The following is a 16,505-nucleotide window of genomic DNA, read 5'->3' on the forward strand; positions in this document are numbered from 1 at the left end:
GATGCATGAGCTTTTCTAACTGACCATTGGCGTCTCCTCAGGCGCGACTTCGTCAGGCATGAACCTGTTAGTCAATACGTGACCCTTCCTTAAGTGTTCGAGAGCCTCCTCAAGGTTAAAGATTGGGTGTTTACAGTCTATGCAGTATACCCAACCATACGTTGATAATGTTTCCCTTAGTCGATTCTCGGCATCCTTTGAGAAATGACTATGCTTAGCGCCCTCCTCCTTCAGGACTACGCGGTCTTTATAATAACCAAACCACATGTGAATGGCGTGGGGTATGAACTCCTCCTCACCTTCACTCATTGACCTTCTATAGATTAAGGATGTGTTTAAGTTTTTATTAAGAAATTTTTCAATAATTTATTAATAATTTCATAAATTATTTCGAATTATTGCCAGATTTAAGAGAATATTATTCATTATATGATGGATTCTTATGCTAATAATTCTTAAATTATCTATGTCAATTTAAAATAATTAATAATTAACAACTGTATTCTAACTGGTAACTGAAGGACGCTTTTTATACCAGGTGTTGGTGGTTTCCCTGATAGGTATGATGTACGTGGTGGGTGATATTGCATGAATGAGTTGAGGTATATAATCGGTGGCCCTCAGGGCGGTGGTTTGGAGACCACGTCTGAGATACTCTCATGGGCCTTTGCGAGGTCTGGCTATGGCATTATTTCCGATAGGGAGTATTTCTCGAATATTAAGGGTAGGCATAGCTATGTTCATGCCACGGTATCAGCCACAGAATTACCCAAGCACCTTACTTACCCAGTCGATATTGTGGCCGCCATGGATGCCGAGACAGTATTCACGCACTTCAATGACCTTAGGGATGGGGGTTACCTAATCTATAATAGTGATGACGACTCAGTTAATTACGCCAGTATACCCAGCATGGAGAGGGAGTTGAAGGATAGCTGAGTGAGCAGTTTAAGGAGCTTGGCCTAGATGGTACGATTAAGTCCGTGGTTAAGTACCTACAGGGCAGTAGGAAGGCGCGTGTGGTTGCCCTGAGCTTTAAGGAATTGCTCATGGAGATTCAAAAGCGTGAAGGCATCGTCCCATCCCAAGCATCTAGGTACATAAGTACGATACTCGTCGGTGCCGTGGCAGCAATAACCGACATTAGCCAGGAAAGCCTTGACTATAGCCTTAGGAGGAGGTTTACGAGGGAAGACGTCTATAGGCATAATAGGGCTATGGCAGAGATAGTCATTGACCTAGTCAAGAGCCAATTCAGTTCAGAGCTTAAGCTCGACCCTCCGAAAATAGGCATTAAGAGCATCCTCGTGGCCAGCGGCAATGATGCAATAGCAATGGCTAAGGTGGTGGCTGGGGGGGTTAGGTTCCAGGCATACTACCCAATAACGCCGGCCGCTGACGAGAGCTTCACGCTTGAGGAATACGAGACACTTGGTGGTGAGGGTTCAATAATCGTCTTCCAAACAGAGGATGAGCTAGCCGCGATTAACGCAGCCATAGGCGCGCCTTAACCGGCGTCAGGAGCTCAGTAGCAACGAGCGGCCCAGGCTTTGACTTAATGGTTGAGGGCCTTGGGTGGGCGGGCCACAATGAGGTCCCTGTCGTTGTCACGTACTACCAGAGGGGGGGTGGACCAAGCACTGGGCAACCAACCAGGGGGGGCGGCCAAAGCGACTTGCTATCATCGGTATTTGCCTCCCACGGTGAGTACCCGAGGATCGTGCTCGCAAGCGGCGATCATGAGGAGGCATTCTACGACGCAATTGATGCGTTTAATTACGCCGAGATGTACCAGGTACCGGTCATACACCTCGTCGATAAGTTCCTGGCCAACACCATAGCCACGATACCAATGCCGAACCTGGACAACGTTAGGATAACAAGGGGGGGTGCATTAGCACCGAAGGGTCTTAAGGAGTACAAGAGATTTGACTTGTCAAGCTCTATATCGCCAAGGGCATTCTTGGGCGAGTATGTGATGTGGTACACGGGTGATGAGCATGATGAGTACGGGCACATTAACGAGGACCCGATCAATAGGGTTAGAATGATGAATAAGAGGATGAGTAAGCTCGACGTAATAGATAAGGAGATACCCGAGGAGAGGAGGTATTCATACTTCGGCCCTGAGAGGCCAGACGTATTATTGGTTGGTTGGGGGGGATTTGTTAAGGGCACGGCCATGAAGGCCATTGAGGAACTTAATGAAGAAGGGATAAAGGCGGGTTATTACCACATTAGGATGTTCATACCATTCCCAAGAAACTCACTAACGAAGTTCGCCAACGAGGTTGGGACCGCAAACCTAATTGCCGTGGAGCACAACTACATGGCCCAGGCGGCGAAGCTTGCGGCTATGAATACGGGCATCATGATCAACAAGTCAATAGTCAAGTATACGGGGAGGCCTATGTATGTCCATGAGCTCGTGAGTGCTGTTAAAAATGTGATGAGGGGGGGTAGTACGAGGGAGGTGGTGAGCTATGGAGCGTAAGATAAAGCTAACAATAAACGACTACAAGACCAATGTATGGCCAGATTGGTGTCCCGGCTGTGGAAACTTCGGAATACTCTCAGCCATGTATCAACCTTCGCTGATCTGCAGCTCGAGCCTGAGAAGACGGTGGTTGTCTCTGGAATAGGCTGTTCAGGGAAGACCCCCCCGCATTTCATAAACGTGACTGGCGTGCATACACTGCATGGTAGGGCATTACCATATGCTGAGGGCATTAAGCTCGCTAATCCGGACCTAACGGTGGTTGTTAATGTGGGTGATGGAGACCTACTGGGCATTGGGGGCTGCGCATTTCGTGGCCCTGGGTAGGCGTAATGTGGACCTGGTCGTCATAATGCATGACAACACGGTCTACGGCTTAACGAAGGGACAGGCAAGCCCGACATTGGCTAGGAACCTGCAGCCCAAGGCGCTTCCTAAGCCTAACATACAGGATGCGGTTAACCCAATAGGCCTTGCCATTGCCGCTGGCTATACATTCATAGCCAGGGGGGGCTACGCTGCGAGGGTTCAGCACCTAAAGGAGTTGATAAAGAAGGCAATACTCCATAAGGGCGCCGCGTTCATTGATGTCCTACAGCCCTGTGTGACTTATGACAACATACACACGTACGATTACTACAACAAGAGGGTTTATGACCTGCAGGAGGAGGGTTGGGACCCAATGGTTAAGAGCCCTGAGGAGCTTCCACAGAAGGCCGCGCAGGCGTTGGCTAAGTCATATGAGGGTGATGGCAGGATACCAATTGGTATATTCCTGATTAATCCGAATGTGCCCATGTTTGAGGAGAGGTATGCACAGAGATTACCCAATTACCTGAAGGTGCCACCGGTAGGGAACCCATTGAGGTTAACGGTAGGCCTATAATAACTACGGAGAAGTTTAGAAGCATATTCAGTAAATACATAATAGAGCTTAAGTAAGGCCCGGTTACCCAGCGCCTTGATTAACTTAAAATGTTGCGTGTCCGCAATCTTTATATTACTTAAACTATGTTATTTGTTCGATGTCATTATACTACGATTTAGTGCCAACGGGAATCCCTGGGCTTGACGAGGTACTCGGTGGTGGGTTAATTAGGGGGGGTAGGACATACTTAATAAGTGGTGAGACGGGAACAGGTAAGACCCTACTCTCACTATCATTTCTAATAAATGGTATTTATAAATATGGTGAGCCTGGCATTTACGTATCGGTTGATGAGACGTATGACCAATTAATGAATGGTGTTAGGAGGTTTGGTTGGGACCTTGAGGCGCTCAGGGAAAATGGTTATATGGAGATCCTAATACCCGAGATGGACATTATCGAGAAGATTAGGGAGAAGGACCCAATCACCATAGCTAAGTCTCTGGTCTACACAATAGCTGATTATTCAAAGACCCTAAACGCTCAGAGACTTGTTATTGACCCAATAGCGCCTTTGGTCACGCTCGAGAAGGACGTACAAGTGCTTAGGGAGTACATTAGGGCGTTGGTGATGGGTATTGAGAAGGAGGTCGGCGTAACCACAATAATAACTACGGAAATACCGACGGGGGCCAAGGTGATCTCTAGGTATGGGGTTGAGGAGTTTTTAGCGGCTGGCGTATTTGTGATGGGGGGGCTGGCCCAAACAACTGAGGGTGACTTCAAGAGGTACCTATTCATTAGGAAGATGAGGTGGCAGGCGGTGCAACCAACAATACTTGAGGTTGAGATACAGCCGAAGATGGGTATAGTTGTTAAGGGACCACTTAAGGATGTGCATATACCATTCTATGCATTAATGATGTAATTAATAGCGTGGCCGTTCTCTGAAGATAATCTAATTTATTACAGCATTATTTAATTTTTATCTCTAGTTTAGGTATAATGAGGGTGTTGGCTTGAGCAGCCGCCAGGAAGTGGTTACCCAGCTTGCCTGTAGTAGAGGATCACCTGGAGGTTTTTGTTGATAAGCGTGTTAGTGAAATGGAGAAAACGTGAGGCCAAATGCTTAAGGCAATAATATTTTACGGTAGGAAGAGGGCTCATCATGAATGTAATATCTGCGGTCAACCTCGCCCTTTGGAATTATAATAAAGAAAGAAAAATTGAATGAGATCATCATCTATTTCTTTTACCCTCAATGAACTCCACAAGCCATTGATAGGCCACGTCAGGTGGCGCGTGAACTGGTGGATTCTTAAAGGCCCAGGCTGATAGCTGATGAGAGGCCCACTAACTTCCCTATCTAGTGCTAGCTTTACTGTCCTGACTATGTCAATCATCATGCCGGCGTTATTGAATGGGTCGTAGACCTCCAGGTCAACTTTTATCCTGATTGGTACATTTGCGAATCCGCGGGCCTCGATGAACATGTGCGCAATCTTCCTACTGCCGAGGAACCTTATGTAGGCTACCGGCGATATGTATGCGTCGAAGTCCTCGCCCTCAGCCATCTTTTTCACGGCCTCGGTCTTCGTCTTCTCCTTCTGTCCCTTCCTGTACATTAGGTTTAGGAAGTCTGGTGTGCCGCCAACGTTTAGTTGGTACGTGCCTCTATCTTAACGCCCCCTTAAGGCAGTAGCCTAATTATGGATTTGTGAAGTACCGTGGCCCCCCCAGTTGGTTCTGGACATCATCACCAGCAAGTGGTAGTTTGGCTTTTTCGAATTTATCTTGCCATTCCTTCGATGTTGCTATTACTGAGGGCATGGCATTCACGAAGGCAGTCCTACTTCTCAGCGCTGCCTCCGCGTAGGCCTCACTGGCCTTTTGAGCACCTGTTGGTAAGTAATTAATGAGAACATGCGCATTGGTACTCTCCAATTCCCTAACAACATCCTCAACGGAACCCTCGATAACTGGTATAAAGGTGTTCTTTAATTGTTCGGCGATGCCATCAAGTAGAGGGCCAGCCCTTACAATAACACCTAGCTTACCAACCTCAATTACTCTAATTGCATTGTTTGGTTCCGTAAATATCGCCTCACCGATGTCCTTACCAACCTTACGCGAATCAACATCAAAGGCCGCGACGACTCTTATATCCCTTGGTTCGTAAGGCCCAATGCGTGGGAATATAAGTCCCACAGGATTGGGTTCAATCTCGCAGTACTTAAGTCCTTGTACGAAGGCTGACGCCGTATTACCAACGCCAGCTATTGCCACGTTGATGCTCGACTTCATTACCCACGTAATATTAACAGCTATTAATAAAGATTTCTCCCGATCAATTGCCCTTCTCCTTAATAAATTGGCGTCAGAGGTATTGCACCGGCGATGATAAAGCCCATACTAACAATGACAAGTAGTGCGAAGGAAGTAATGCGGCGCGGTCATGTTTAATGTAATTGAATTGCAGTTGCAATAAATCATTAGGATTTTGGCCGCTGATGTTTTATAAATGATGCCGAGTATATTAGGTATAACCGGTCCATTACCTGCTTAGGATGAATTATTTAAGTGGTTCTTCCTAATAATTGTTTAGGGACGCCTATGTTTGTAGCTATTGAGGGCATAGATGGTGTCGGTAAATCAACCGTAATAACCGCACTAAGGAAGAAGCTGGAAAATGATGGTTATAGGGTGTATACCACGGCCGAGCCCAGTCAATCACCCATTGGCAGGTTAATAAGGGATTGGCTTCTCAAGCCAAGGACAAACGTGGTTCATTCATCGATATACGCCCTACTCTTCACGGCAGATAGGGTTCAGCATTACTATGGAGAGATTAAGCCAATGCTTGACAAGGGTTACCTGGTCATTACTGAGCGTTACATGGAATCAACACTGGCGTATCAGGGGGGGCTATGGGGGGGTTACCGCAGGAGTGGTTGATGGAGCTTCATAGATTCGTACCCAAATCCGACCTAACGATAATTCTCGATGCGCCTGTTGATACCGTGGTGAGCAGGTTGAGTAGTAGGCGTGAGCTTGAGGTTTTCGAGGTCGATAAGGAATTCCTTAGTAGGGTTAGGGAGATCCTACTGAGGCGTGCGTCCATGTATAATTACCCAGTTATTAATGCTGATAGGGAGTTGAGACTCGTTGTTGATGATGTTTACGGGTTAATAACTAATGCATTGAGGAGGGTAGCTTAAATAGGCGTAGGTTTAATAATGCCTTGTTATGTCTGTTAGGATGATCGATATTACGAGTAAGGAACCCGTATACAGGGAGGCCATCGCCACGGGCTTCCTGAGGTTGATGAGGACACAATGAACGAGTTAATGAAGACCGGGGTCAGTGGTCTTGGTAATGCGGCGGCCATAGCTAAGGTAGCGGCAATAAACGCCACGAAGACTGCTTGGAAGTACGTACCATTACTCCACCCGGTACCCATCACCTACATCGAGGCTAGGGTACGTTATGAGAAGAATGGTATTAGGATGGCCGTTCTTGCCAGGACAAAGGCCCAGACCGGCATTGAGATGGACACACTATTCGGCCTATTCACTGGCCTACTCGCTGCCTGGAACACAATAAAGGGGTGCAGTAGGACGTGTATGCCTGAGTGGGTCACAAACTTCATGGGTAAGCAGGTACAGACCTGCGGCTCCAGTCGTGTTGATGGCATGTTCGACATCAAGGTCGTCAGTAAGGTTAAGTCTGAGGATGGGGGGGTAGGCCTATCACTAGGTGATTTTGAGGATAATGCAGGTGGCGCGCCTGTTGTCACTATGTTTGACGTTACCACCGAGCCCACGTATTATGGCGAAGCATCGGCTAAGGGCTTCATAAAGCTTAGGGAGGGCACTATCGAATTGATTAGGCAGGGTAAGGTGGAGAAAGGGGGGGATGTGGTGACCGTGGCTAAGGCAGCGTCGATAATGGCCACCAAGAAGACCTGGGAGGTGTTACCCCTCGTACACCTTAACTACATAACCTACGTTAACGCTGATGTCAAGGTTATTGAGGATGGTGTTGAGGTTACCGTGGACACGCGCAATATGTCGAACACGGGCTCCGCTATGGAGGCCGTCTTCGCTGTAGGCGTCGGCCTACTGACTGTTTGGGATATGGTTAAGAAGTATGAGAAGGATGAGAATGGTCAATACCCATATACAGTTATTAAGGAGGTCAGGGTATTAAAGGCCCTAAAAACACCCGCTGTTTAGGCGTAAACCTCACTTATCACCTTCTCAACCTCCTCAACATCCTTAACGGTGTCAACGGACTTCCAATAAACATCCCTATAGATAACGCCCCCCCTAATCCTCCTCTCGCTCGCCAGCTTTGGGAATGCCGTGACCTCAATATCACCCTTTTCAGGCAGGTACTTAAAGATGTCCTTGGTGAAGGCGTAGACACCCGCGTTTATTAGGTAATCAAGCAGTGGCTTCTCCCTGAACTCCGTTATGAAGCCTCATGGTCAACATGGACAATCCCATAGGGGCTCCTCATGGGGGACGAGGGCTATCGTTGAGATGACATTACCATTCAACTGTTCTATTAATGGCTTAATCGATAGGTTCGTTATTATATCGCCATTAAGCACTATGAATACCTCATCCTCAAGGAACTTCATGGCATTCTTAATGGCACCACCCGTACCAAGGGGCTCCTCCTCAACGCTGTAGAATAACCTAACACTGAACCGGGAGCCATCGCCCATGACCTCGAAGACCTTAGTCCTTAGGTAGCCAACGGCGAGGACTATATCCTTAACGCCCTGCCTACTAAGCCACTCAACTTGCCACTGGAGTATTGGTTTACCACCAACCTCAATGAGCGGTTTTGGTCTGTCTAGTGTTAATGGTTGAAGTCTTTTACCGAAGCCGCCAGCCAGGATTAATGCCCTAACCATTAATTATATGGTCTCAGATAGGCATATTAATGCATTAAGTATCATAAACCTGGATTTAAAGTTAAATTTATTAACTTAAACTCTAGGTTTAAGGGGCATATGATCGAGAAGGCATTAGAGTTACTTAGGCAGGGTGAGATAATATTCATTCATGATTCTGACAATAGGGAGAATGAGGTTGACGCGGTGATAAGGGCTGACTATGTAACGCCATCAGTAATTACCTGGATGAGGAAAAATGCCGGGGGTTTGATATGCTTTGTGACTGAGGACTCGATAGGTAGGCAATTAGGTCTTGACTTTATGAGCGATGTATTACGCAAAATAGGCTTTAACGGGCTAGTGAAGAGGCCTGGCTATGGTGATGACCCAGCATTCTCAATATATGTTAACCACGTGAAGACAACAACGGGCATTAGGGATAGGGATAGGGCGCTAACAATCACGAGACTTGCCGATGTGGTTAAGATGATTAGTGAGGGTAAGGTAATGGATGCCCGTAAGGTCTTCTATGAGGAGTTCTACGCACCCGGACATGTACCAATCCTCTTGGGTAGAATTGGACGCAGATTTGGTCATACTGAATTGTCCTTAATGCTTTCAAAAATGGCCGGAATACCGCCAGCGCTAGTAATCGTCGAGATGCTCAGTGATGATGGTGGAGCACTGAGTAAGGATATTGTTAGTGAGATAGCCAATGAATTAGGCACAGCACTTATAAGCGGTGGTGAAATAGTTGATGAAGCCAGGAGGCGTGGAATTATTTAAACGAATAAATTTGAATAATAACATATTTAAACGAATAATCGTATTAACTCACGTATTATTAATATATCTCCCTGCTTGATATTGTTTAATCTCAACTTGTCATAATTATCATAAAATTTGATATTAGTAAAGAAATTATGTGAGATTTAGCGTATTGAGACCGATATATTCGTCCGTTGCATTCCCAAGCGATGTTTTTAAATACTCCCGAATCAATGAACTTATTGACCAATATGGTCACACTGGAGGATCTGGCTAAGAAGGAATATGATGTTGAGGGTAGGAGGTTGAAGCCTACGAAGGTTTGGAAGGTTCAGCCTAAGGGTAGGAAGGGCTTTGTGATGGCGTTGTTCAAGACACCAGACGGAAAGACCGTGAGGAAAGTCATAGCCAAAGTAGACGAACAAGGAAACATAATAACCTAAGACAAAACAACGGCATCAAAAATAAACCCATAAAATTAAAACTATTTTTCTTTTTCTTTCCTGAAAATTAACCAGTATGAATTGTTGGTTGATATTTGTTGGGGATTGTTCAAGACCATGTAATTGCTTAAGTGAGCACCCGTTAGTATTGAATTCAAACCCTGGTATTATTAATGGCGATAGTGTAATAATTGTGGATGAAGAGACGAGGACTCCCTGCTGTGTAGCTACGGCCAGTAATATTAGGTCTTCCAAGGTCGATGAGGGGTCGAGAGTGTATATTTATCTAAAGGATTGCGGTATTCTTAATGAGAATACCATGGATGTAATTGCGAGAATTATAAGGTCTATGACCCCCCCATAGTTAAAATAATAAATGTGAATCAAAATTTATGTAGGTAATGTATTGATTAAATCAAATGAAAAATAAGGTATTTTTCACCTGAAACTAAGTGCTCAGGGCAGATAAGAATACCTAGTGAGGAGGATTACGTTAAGTCAGAATATTAGACTCTAGTCTATTGGGCAGCCGTGACTGAGGTCTTAAGGCCGTGATGGACTCAATGGGACTCTGCGTTTTAATTAATGCACTTTGGACGGTATCGATATACTGTACAGACTTGCCACTGGGAGGAGTGTTACCAATAATGACTTGGTTAAGGTTGGTGTTAGGATTGATACCATAGCCAGGGTTTTGGTACGCTCTAAATGGATGTATCGATCCATGGTCTGAAGCGCCGAGGAAGACGATTAATGGCACGGATGGTCCAAGATCTGGGCGTGAGGAAATAATTAAGGGTAAGGGAGTTCTGCAGGATTAGGAATCGAGATATTGTAACTGGGCTTTCAAGCCGTGAATATCTAAGGGCATTGAGAACCGAATGGATAACAGACTTAAAAGACGAAACCGAAGGATTATTAAGAGGATATAACCCTAATCTCCAGTGCTGAACATTGGCAGTACCGATTAAATGCTAACATGGTTATACTAAAAGTTAATCATAGAGTCATTGTACTTTATGAATCGACTACTTATGGTTAATTCATTGAAGATCCTCGGTCTTTTAAATGGTTTTTATAAAAATAAGCAAATACCGTGGCGGCCCCCCCGGTGGGATTTGAACCCACGACCTACGGCTCCGAAGGACTCTCTCATGTAAATGGCAATAATCATTAATGCGTAAATGATTAGTATCCCGTGGATTGCCCGTGACACATAATCTTTCGATTTTTGATGTGCTTTTCACGTACTATCCTTTTCACGTAAATGAATTTATAAATCGAGACCTACACAATACTTTGGTATTACTCTGAATTTTAGCCCTTAGTGATTCGAAATAGTTAAAATAATTTTTGAGTTAAACGTCTCATTAAATTGGATTTATGCCTTGGAAGATTGAGTTTTAAAGAGCTTATTTTCTAGGGTTCGTGAATTAGTTATTTACTAGTTATTTTAACTCACTGAGAAATAAGAAATAGTAAGCACGCAACATGTGGGAAGCAGTGACATCCGTGCATATGTAGAGGAGTTAAATAAACAGCCCATCGTCCTCGTTGATCTGGAGGCACGAAACGTAACAGCAAATAGAGTAGAGGTGGTGCGTTTCGGTAGAGGTGTTTCGAGGTATATAATTGAGAATGGGCTATTGGGTTCATGGGTTACTGTTAAGGTGCGTTTCAATGATGGTTATGAAATCACCTTCAATGGAAGACTTAGGAAGCATGAAATAAGGCAGGGTGTGTATTTCGTATACGTTAGGTACCCACCGAGACTAAATGTAATGCTCAGTAAGTATCACCTTCAGAGCGTCACGGCTATAATAATGATTAAACCAGGGATGGGGGGGCAAAGAGGGGGGGCTAAGGAGGACGGGGGGGCAGGTAGTGGGGGGGTGCCTAATAATGAGGTGTGAGTGGGGGGGTGTTTTAAAACCAACTAAGCAATTGCTTCTTGAGTCTGTCTTATTGGCTATTTATGAGATTGCGTGGGGGGGTCATAAGCACGATGTTTACTTCACCAGTGATGATGTGCTTAGGCGAATGTGTGCTAACTGCGGTGGGTTGGGCATTAACCACCCAGGCATTGCGAACATCATTCTTAAACTGACCTGGCATGGGCTTGTGGAGGTATTCGACGTTAAGTACCACAGGGATGGTAGGGTTAGGCAGTACGTCTTTAGGATACCCAGGGACTCACCAATGATGAGGTTGATTAAGTCCTCAAAGACCCGTGAGGAGTTCATTGAGAAAATGAAGGAAATTCTTGAGAAGGGTGAGAATCCATGATACGCAACAAGTGGGATAGAGCGGAAAGAAATGATAAGGAACGTACAGAGGTCACTGTTGAGCATAAGAAGGATAAGAGGAAGAAGTACGAATTACTTGGCTCTGTTGGTAAGTACGTAGTGCTTGGCAAGTGGAAGGGAGGTGACATATATCATATTATTGTTAAGGATGATGAGGGCAACATAATAACGGAGGGTGATGTGCACGTCACTGAGGAGAAGGATATAATTGAGACTTTGCGTGTACCTACGAGCATCGCTAGGAAAATAGTTGCGTGGACGGGTGAGGTTGTTTATCCATGCTCGTCAATCTACTACAGGATTATCGAGCTTAGACGTGGCATGGCTATTCGGTTTAAGCCGTGCTCGATAACGGGCTTGATCTATGAAGTCAAGGAGGATGAGAGGGGGTGAAGAAGAGCTAAATCATAAGAAGGATTGGAAGGCACAATTCATTGCTACGATTGCTCATGTTGCTGCGGAGATTTTTGCTAGGAGGAAGATTGCAAAGTACATGATTAGGACGGTAAGGAAATTGGCGTCTATTGTTGGGATGGTAGGAGGTACTACGACTGTGAGCATGAGGCTAAGGCATTCATAACATTAACAAGTAAGATCAATGCATTCCATGAATACGGCATCAAGGTCATTTCGCTATTTAGTGAATTCATAACTCAACTAAAGCACGGCCATCACTTTGAGCATAGTGCTGACCCCCCCATGTCAATTAGCTTTGATAATTACTTATTTGATTGGGAGGAGTTTCTCGCCAAGCCACTCATTTCAAAGATCGGGGATTCTGTAGAGATTAAGCTAGTGCCTGACTTCATGGCGAGGATTGATTGGAGCGCAGTGACAAGGCAGTTTTTGTTCAAGCATAATCCAAAAAGAATAGTGTTTAACTACATACCGCATAAAGTCGATGAGGAGGTACTAAAGGCGTATGTGAATAGACCCGTCACCTATGACGATCTCAAGAACATATTGCAGTCTAAGGCTCCCAGATTGCTTAAGTTCCTCACGGATTGGGTTGATGATAAGTGGCCGTTACTCCTGGAGATCACGGGCTTTTCATTGTATCCACGCTACGAGCCCTCGAAAGCCGTGATGTTGCTTGGCGATGGTGCGAATGGTAAATCGACATTCCTCACGTGGCTTAGGTGCCTGTTGGGAAGCGAGAATGTTTCAAGCATTTCACTGCAGGTTTTGACTGACCCAAGCAATAGATTCGCCGTGGCCGAATTGTATCACAAACTTGCAAACATATACCCGGATCTACCTAGGACGATTGTTAGGGATACGGGCATGTTTAAGGCACTAACTGGCGGCGATGCGATTCAAGCAGAGAGGAAGTTTAGGGATCCATTTGTTTTCGTGAACTACGCAAAGCTAATATTCTCTGCTAACGAGCCACCGATGGTCACGGATCAAACATATGCGTTCTGGCGCAGGTGGATAGTCATCGAGTTCCCACATCAATTCCCCCCCGAGAACCCCCCCAACCTAAAGAAGTGTGACTTCTTGAGTGGAAGGGAGTATGCAGTTTGGGCTGCAGCCTCGATACTGGCGTTTAGGGAGGTATTGAGGAGAGGGAAGTTTAGTTTCGAGGGTACGCATGAAGATGCCAAGCGTGCTTGGTTGGCTAGGGCCGATAGTGTTTACGCCTTCATTGATGCCATGATTCGCGATGGCTACCTAGTCGAGGAGAGCGATGGTCACGTGCCTGCTAATGACCTGTACAACATGTACGTCCTCTGGTGCAAGGACAATGACAGGGATGATGAGGTAGTCAGCAAGCAAATATTCACAGCCAGGATGGAGCAGTACGGCTACAGGAAAGTGACAATACATGGCGAGCGTTATTACAAGGGCTTGAGGCTAGTCAAGCAGTATGGGAGCGAGACAAGCAGTAACGCCAGTGACGTAACAAGCTACACGTAAAAATCTTTACACAAGACAAAATAATCGCAGTCAAATTTCTACCAACATACATTATTTCAGCTAAGTACCTTACCAAGCAGTGACTGCGGTTTTTCACGCTCAATCTACCAAGCAACGTTCAATCACTGAGTTATTTTAAAAAGAGCATGAAGCGCCTAAAAATTAATAATAGGGGGGGTGGGGGGGTACCATACCCAGTCGCACCCATATATAGAATTAAATAGGTTATTTACCTACTCTAGATCTACATATGGGTTCGATTGGGTGCGGTACCTGGGGGGTATTATTAATTTCTGCGCGCACCGAGCTCCTTTTAAAATAACTCAGAAGTTGAAATAGGGACGAGTAAATGATTGAGGGATAACTAATTGAATGGTGGTTAGGTTTTTCGTTAGACTAATAAATAGAGAAAATAAAATATGATACCTGTACTCCCGGTGATGGGAGGGTTACCTACATAAATAAGGCTTTCATAGTCAGTATTGAGCCTGTGGCTTAGTCTTCCCCCCCTCCCTCGCTAGGATCTCCTTAATTAAATCCGGCGCATTCAGTGAGTATGTAACATTCTTACCAGAAATAATGGCCTTAAGCACGCCAATCCTGACCAGGAAATCGAGGTAATCCTTAACGCTCCTCTCAATAGCTGTTTCCTTCTCAATAGCCGACCCTCCAACTCTATCCCTGCACGGCGAAACCCATCTATTGCGCTATCAATAACGCAAATCTTATTAATCACATGCTCCCCCCCTCCCCCCCTCGCCTCACTGCAGAATTTGATTATTCCCTCGAGGATGGCTAGCTTAACCTTCCTAAGCTTCTCATCCCTCCTTAAATCAACGATTAACTCGAGAGCCGGCTCACCAAACCTAGCCACCAACTCGCTGTAGTGGCCATCCCTAAGGCCTGCCCTGTAACCCTCGTAAAAGCCACGCTCATACTCACCCACCAACCCCCCCTTAACAGCCCTCTTAATGAACTCACTGATTGTCAGCCCAAGCTCATCAGCCCTCTTCCTAACATGCTCATAATCGGCCAGGTCAAAGTAAACAACAACCCTTGGGTGAGTCTTAGCCCACCTCTTCATGTAGTCCATTTTTTCTGAGTCCTCCCTTGACTTCCCAACCTGCTTACCCACATTAATACGATATTGACGGCAATATTATATCCCTATCAGGTGCAATACTGGCAGTAATACTGTGATTAAAAAACCAACCGTGAGGCAGGCATGAAACCTATACGGTAAAAACTTGGGTAATTTTTAGTAATTTTAGAAGAGACTTGGCCAGGCCTCACTCTTCCTTAGTCTCATCACTAGTGGATTTATTGATTAATTCCTCATTACCTGCCAACTTATCGAGTAAGTCCTCCGCTCCGATTTCATGTAGGTGGTAAACCAGGTCCACGGTTGACCTAAAGACTTTGATCCTCCCCCCCTTCTCATTATAATCAACCAACACATAAACAAAGCAGCGATCTATGAACAATGCAAACACTGCATACCTGTCATTGCTTAGGTCTGCCTCAACCTCGTCATAGGCAACCCTAACCTGCCTAACCTGCCCCATGCAGATCACCCACTCGTGACCTCCCTAACAGCCCTCTCCAGGTCCTCAACCTCCCTCCTCACCCTCTCAAGGTTTAAACCACGCTGAATCAACAATGCATCAACGCCAGCCCTAATTATCCTCTCCCACGTCAACCTCTCCCCCCCATACCTTATTCTGAAGTAGTCCTTAACCACGTCCACATCATCCTTTAGCCTTTTCGGAACACTAATCGTGATGTTCACCCTCTCACTCATTGCCATCACCCGTACACGTTTATTGAGAGTATTGTCTTTCCCGCATTATTGACGTAATAATAAGTCTCGATTACGCTGTCTTTCTTAACAATGACCAGGCCATCAAGTCTCTGCCTCAAAAACGCATATAAGTCATTGATTATCTTGACCTCACGGTCTTCAACATCAACATATGCCCACTTACCGTCATCCATTTTCGACAGGAAATGCAGACCATCGGCATCAAGGTCAATGCTTCTTTCACCATAGTCCTCAATGACAATGAACGCATTACCGTCAATGAGGGGGCTTAAGCTCATTAAGTATCTCACCACACCTGGGATTCTCACCCACGTCACGGCAGTTTAACCCCCCCACTGCCTCGTTTACCAGGTCGATTATTTTCCCCCCCTGGGTTAACCCCCCCAGGGATTCCCCCCCATTCAGTTTTTGGAACTGCATACTAACTGTTTGTGTAACAACTTGTTTATAAATTTTTTCACTAATTAATACGCTGATTCTCAAATGAAACAGTTAAATACCAGTCTATCAAATAAACCACTGATGCAATTCACCATACTCACTAGTATAAAGCGTAGACCAACGGTGAGTAGGGGGGGGAGGAAGTACACCACGTACTACATATGGCTACCTAAGTCTCTGGGCATTGATTATGAGAAGCTCGTGGGTAAGAAGATAAAGGTCATAATCGAAATACCCGACGAATACCTAAAGGCATAGTCACCACCACATGCAGAATACACTGGGTGAGGTTGCCCGTTCAAAATCAGTGCTAGTTACATGTGGTGTTGATTGGGGGGGTTTTCCCCTTGATCACTGGCAGAGTAGGCATGGTGCGTATTTTAGGTACCAATTCCTAAGCTCCTCATGCCTAGGACTCCAATAATGCTCGATTAGGACCCTGTACTCGCTTGGTGGTGCCCTTCCCTGCAGGGTGTTGACAATGCTCTCTGGTACTCCCCTGCTGATCATCCAGGTTGCGAAGAACTTCCTAAG

At 45.5% G+C, this 16,505-nt stretch carries 20 protein-coding genes and 5 pseudogenes; 16 read left to right on the forward strand and 9 right to left on the reverse strand.

What is annotated here, in order from left to right; genetic code table 11:
* Positions 1-15: 15 nt before the first annotated feature.
* A complete protein-coding gene (locus tag JCM11216_RS12660; RefSeq protein ID WP_054854414.1) occupies positions 16-309 on the reverse strand; it encodes a hypothetical protein in 294 nt (97 codons plus the stop codon).
* Between the two features lie 279 nt (positions 310-588).
* Between JCM11216_RS12660 and JCM11216_RS12665 the strand changes: the two are divergent.
* The 4 genes and pseudogenes from JCM11216_RS12665 to JCM11216_RS12675 all read left to right on the forward strand — a co-directional run.
* A pseudogene (locus JCM11216_RS12665) lies at positions 589-1,993 on the forward strand (2-oxoacid:acceptor oxidoreductase family protein); the annotation flags it as partial.
* 189 nt (positions 1,994-2,182) lie between these two features.
* A complete protein-coding gene (locus tag JCM11216_RS19895) occupies positions 2,183-2,494 on the forward strand; it encodes a hypothetical protein (RefSeq protein ID WP_243676334.1) in 312 nt (103 codons plus the stop codon).
* Positions 2,484-3,439 (forward strand): annotated as a pseudogene (locus tag JCM11216_RS12670) (thiamine pyrophosphate-dependent enzyme). The gene JCM11216_RS19895 and the pseudogene JCM11216_RS12670 overlap by 11 nt, the downstream one beginning before the upstream one ends.
* 83 nt (positions 3,440-3,522) lie before the next feature.
* Complete coding sequence (locus JCM11216_RS12675; protein WP_054854415.1) at positions 3,523-4,293, forward strand: ATPase domain-containing protein; 771 nt, start codon at positions 3,523-3,525, stop codon at positions 4,291-4,293.
* Between the two features lie 311 nt (positions 4,294-4,604).
* Here the strand turns inward: JCM11216_RS12675 and JCM11216_RS12680 are convergent.
* Positions 4,605-5,669, reverse strand: a pseudogene (locus JCM11216_RS12680) (inositol-3-phosphate synthase).
* Positions 5,670-5,978: 309 nt separating this feature from the next.
* On the opposite strand from JCM11216_RS12680, the pseudogene tmk reads away from it, so the two are divergent.
* Positions 5,979-6,583, forward strand: a pseudogene (tmk, locus tag JCM11216_RS12685) (dTMP kinase).
* Positions 6,584-6,700: 117 nt separating this feature from the next.
* Complete coding sequence (locus JCM11216_RS19900) at positions 6,701-7,600, forward strand: cyclic pyranopterin monophosphate synthase MoaC (RefSeq protein ID WP_243676324.1); 900 nt, start codon at positions 6,701-6,703, stop codon at positions 7,598-7,600.
* Here JCM11216_RS19900 and JCM11216_RS12695 read toward each other — a convergent pair.
* Positions 7,597-8,289, reverse strand: a pseudogene (locus JCM11216_RS12695) (nucleotidyltransferase family protein). The gene JCM11216_RS19900 and the pseudogene JCM11216_RS12695 overlap by 4 nt on opposite strands.
* Positions 8,290-8,388: 99 nt before the next feature.
* Between JCM11216_RS12695 and JCM11216_RS12700 the strand changes: the two are divergent.
* The 9 genes from JCM11216_RS12700 to JCM11216_RS12735 all read left to right on the forward strand — a co-directional run bounded on the left by JCM11216_RS12700 (position 8,389) and on the right by JCM11216_RS12735 (position 13,708).
* Positions 8,389-9,057: a 3,4-dihydroxy-2-butanone-4-phosphate synthase gene (locus JCM11216_RS12700; RefSeq protein ID WP_054854416.1), complete on the forward strand. Its 669-nt coding sequence runs from the start codon at positions 8,389-8,391 to the stop codon at positions 9,055-9,057.
* A gap of 233 nt (positions 9,058-9,290) precedes the next feature.
* The gene (locus JCM11216_RS12705) at positions 9,291-9,482 is read left to right on the forward strand and encodes a chromatin protein Cren7 (protein ID WP_054854429.1); all 192 of its coding nucleotides are present in this window, start codon (positions 9,291-9,293) and stop codon (positions 9,480-9,482) included.
* A 148-nt stretch (positions 9,483-9,630) separates the two neighbouring features.
* The gene (locus JCM11216_RS12710; RefSeq protein ID WP_054854417.1) at positions 9,631-9,846 is read left to right on the forward strand and encodes a hypothetical protein; all 216 of its coding nucleotides are present in this window, start codon (positions 9,631-9,633) and stop codon (positions 9,844-9,846) included.
* A 228-nt stretch (positions 9,847-10,074) separates the two neighbouring features.
* Complete coding sequence (locus JCM11216_RS19905) at positions 10,075-10,215, forward strand: hypothetical protein (protein WP_243676325.1); 141 nt, start codon at positions 10,075-10,077, stop codon at positions 10,213-10,215.
* A 760-nt stretch (positions 10,216-10,975) separates the two neighbouring features.
* On the forward strand, positions 10,976-11,395 hold the full coding sequence (locus JCM11216_RS12715; RefSeq protein WP_054854418.1) for a hypothetical protein: 420 nt from the start codon (positions 10,976-10,978) through the stop codon (positions 11,393-11,395).
* Positions 11,385-11,768 (forward strand): hypothetical protein, encoded by a 384-nt coding sequence (locus JCM11216_RS12720; RefSeq protein WP_054854419.1) that lies wholly within the window; start codon positions 11,385-11,387, stop codon positions 11,766-11,768. Before JCM11216_RS12715 ends, JCM11216_RS12720 begins: the two co-directional genes overlap by 11 nt.
* Positions 11,765-12,181, forward strand: coding sequence for a hypothetical protein (locus JCM11216_RS12725; RefSeq protein ID WP_054854420.1), 417 nt, complete (start codon positions 11,765-11,767; stop codon positions 12,179-12,181). Before JCM11216_RS12720 ends, JCM11216_RS12725 begins: the two co-directional genes overlap by 4 nt.
* Positions 12,168-12,368 (forward strand): hypothetical protein, encoded by a 201-nt coding sequence (locus JCM11216_RS12730; RefSeq protein ID WP_243676326.1) that lies wholly within the window; start codon positions 12,168-12,170, stop codon positions 12,366-12,368. The genes JCM11216_RS12725 and JCM11216_RS12730 overlap by 14 nt, the downstream gene beginning before the upstream one ends.
* A 119-nt stretch (positions 12,369-12,487) precedes the next feature.
* Positions 12,488-13,708 carry a phage/plasmid primase, P4 family gene (locus tag JCM11216_RS12735; RefSeq protein ID WP_054854422.1) on the forward strand — a complete coding sequence of 407 codons (1,221 nt, stop codon included), beginning with the start codon at positions 12,488-12,490 and terminating at the stop codon, positions 13,706-13,708.
* 547 nt (positions 13,709-14,255) lie between these two features.
* Here JCM11216_RS12735 and JCM11216_RS12740 read toward each other — a convergent pair.
* From JCM11216_RS12740 to JCM11216_RS19910, 5 genes are all read right to left on the reverse strand, one after another.
* Entirely contained in the window at positions 14,256-14,843 is a 588-nt protein-coding gene (locus JCM11216_RS12740; RefSeq protein WP_054854423.1) for a hypothetical protein, read from the reverse strand.
* A 154-nt stretch (positions 14,844-14,997) separates the two neighbouring features.
* Positions 14,998-15,282: a hypothetical protein gene (locus tag JCM11216_RS12745; protein WP_243676327.1), complete on the reverse strand. Its 285-nt coding sequence runs from the start codon at positions 15,280-15,282 to the stop codon at positions 14,998-15,000.
* Entirely contained in the window at positions 15,279-15,509 is a 231-nt protein-coding gene (locus JCM11216_RS12750) for a hypothetical protein (protein WP_243676328.1), read from the reverse strand. The genes JCM11216_RS12745 and JCM11216_RS12750 overlap by 4 nt, the downstream gene beginning before the upstream one ends.
* Positions 15,510-15,514: 5 nt before the next feature.
* Positions 15,515-15,823 carry a hypothetical protein gene (locus JCM11216_RS12755; protein ID WP_243676329.1) on the reverse strand — a complete coding sequence of 103 codons (309 nt, stop codon included), beginning with the start codon at positions 15,821-15,823 and terminating at the stop codon, positions 15,515-15,517.
* Positions 15,786-15,950, reverse strand: coding sequence for a hypothetical protein (locus tag JCM11216_RS19910; RefSeq protein WP_243676330.1), 165 nt, complete (start codon positions 15,948-15,950; stop codon positions 15,786-15,788). Before JCM11216_RS19910 ends, JCM11216_RS12755 begins: the two co-directional genes overlap by 38 nt.
* 102 nt (positions 15,951-16,052) lie before the next feature.
* Between JCM11216_RS19910 and JCM11216_RS19915 the strand changes: the two genes are divergently transcribed.
* Positions 16,053-16,229 carry a hypothetical protein gene (locus tag JCM11216_RS19915; protein WP_243676331.1) on the forward strand — a complete coding sequence of 59 codons (177 nt, stop codon included), beginning with the start codon at positions 16,053-16,055 and terminating at the stop codon, positions 16,227-16,229.
* Between the two features lie 93 nt (positions 16,230-16,322).
* Here JCM11216_RS19915 and JCM11216_RS12760 read toward each other — a convergent pair.
* On the reverse strand, positions 16,323-16,505 hold a 183-nt coding region (locus tag JCM11216_RS12760; protein ID WP_243676332.1), incomplete at its 5' end, for an integrase.

The organism is Vulcanisaeta distributa JCM 11216 (genome assembly GCF_001315985.1).
Taxonomy (GTDB): domain Archaea; phylum Thermoproteota; class Thermoprotei; order Thermoproteales; family Thermocladiaceae; genus Vulcanisaeta; species Vulcanisaeta distributa_E.

Coding starts and splice junctions, on each gene's coding strand:
- JCM11216_RS12675 (WP_054854415.1), top strand. CDS start 3,523: ATGTCATTATACTACGATTTAGTGCCAACGGGAATCCCTGGGCTTGAC.
- JCM11216_RS19910 (WP_243676330.1), bottom strand. CDS start 15,950: ATGCAGTTCCAAAAACTGAATGGGGGGGAATCCCTGGGGGGGTTAACC.
- JCM11216_RS12750 (WP_243676328.1), bottom strand. CDS start 15,509: ATGAGTGAGAGGGTGAACATCACGATTAGTGTTCCGAAAAGGCTAAAG.
- JCM11216_RS19895 (WP_243676334.1), top strand. CDS start 2,183: ATGAAGGCCATTGAGGAACTTAATGAAGAAGGGATAAAGGCGGGTTAT.
- JCM11216_RS12725 (WP_054854420.1), top strand. CDS start 11,765: ATGATACGCAACAAGTGGGATAGAGCGGAAAGAAATGATAAGGAACGT.
- JCM11216_RS12700 (WP_054854416.1), top strand. CDS start 8,389: ATGATCGAGAAGGCATTAGAGTTACTTAGGCAGGGTGAGATAATATTC.
- JCM11216_RS12735 (WP_054854422.1), top strand. CDS start 12,488: ATGTCAATTAGCTTTGATAATTACTTATTTGATTGGGAGGAGTTTCTC.
- JCM11216_RS12720 (WP_054854419.1), top strand. CDS start 11,385: ATGAGGTGTGAGTGGGGGGGTGTTTTAAAACCAACTAAGCAATTGCTT.
- JCM11216_RS12705 (WP_054854429.1), top strand. CDS start 9,291: ATGGTCACACTGGAGGATCTGGCTAAGAAGGAATATGATGTTGAGGGT.
- JCM11216_RS19915 (WP_243676331.1), top strand. CDS start 16,053: ATGCAATTCACCATACTCACTAGTATAAAGCGTAGACCAACGGTGAGT.
- JCM11216_RS12660 (WP_054854414.1), bottom strand. CDS start 309: ATGAGTGAAGGTGAGGAGGAGTTCATACCCCACGCCATTCACATGTGG.
- JCM11216_RS12730 (WP_243676326.1), top strand. CDS start 12,168: ATGAGAGGGGGTGAAGAAGAGCTAAATCATAAGAAGGATTGGAAGGCA.
- JCM11216_RS19900 (WP_243676324.1), top strand. CDS start 6,701: ATGAACGAGTTAATGAAGACCGGGGTCAGTGGTCTTGGTAATGCGGCG.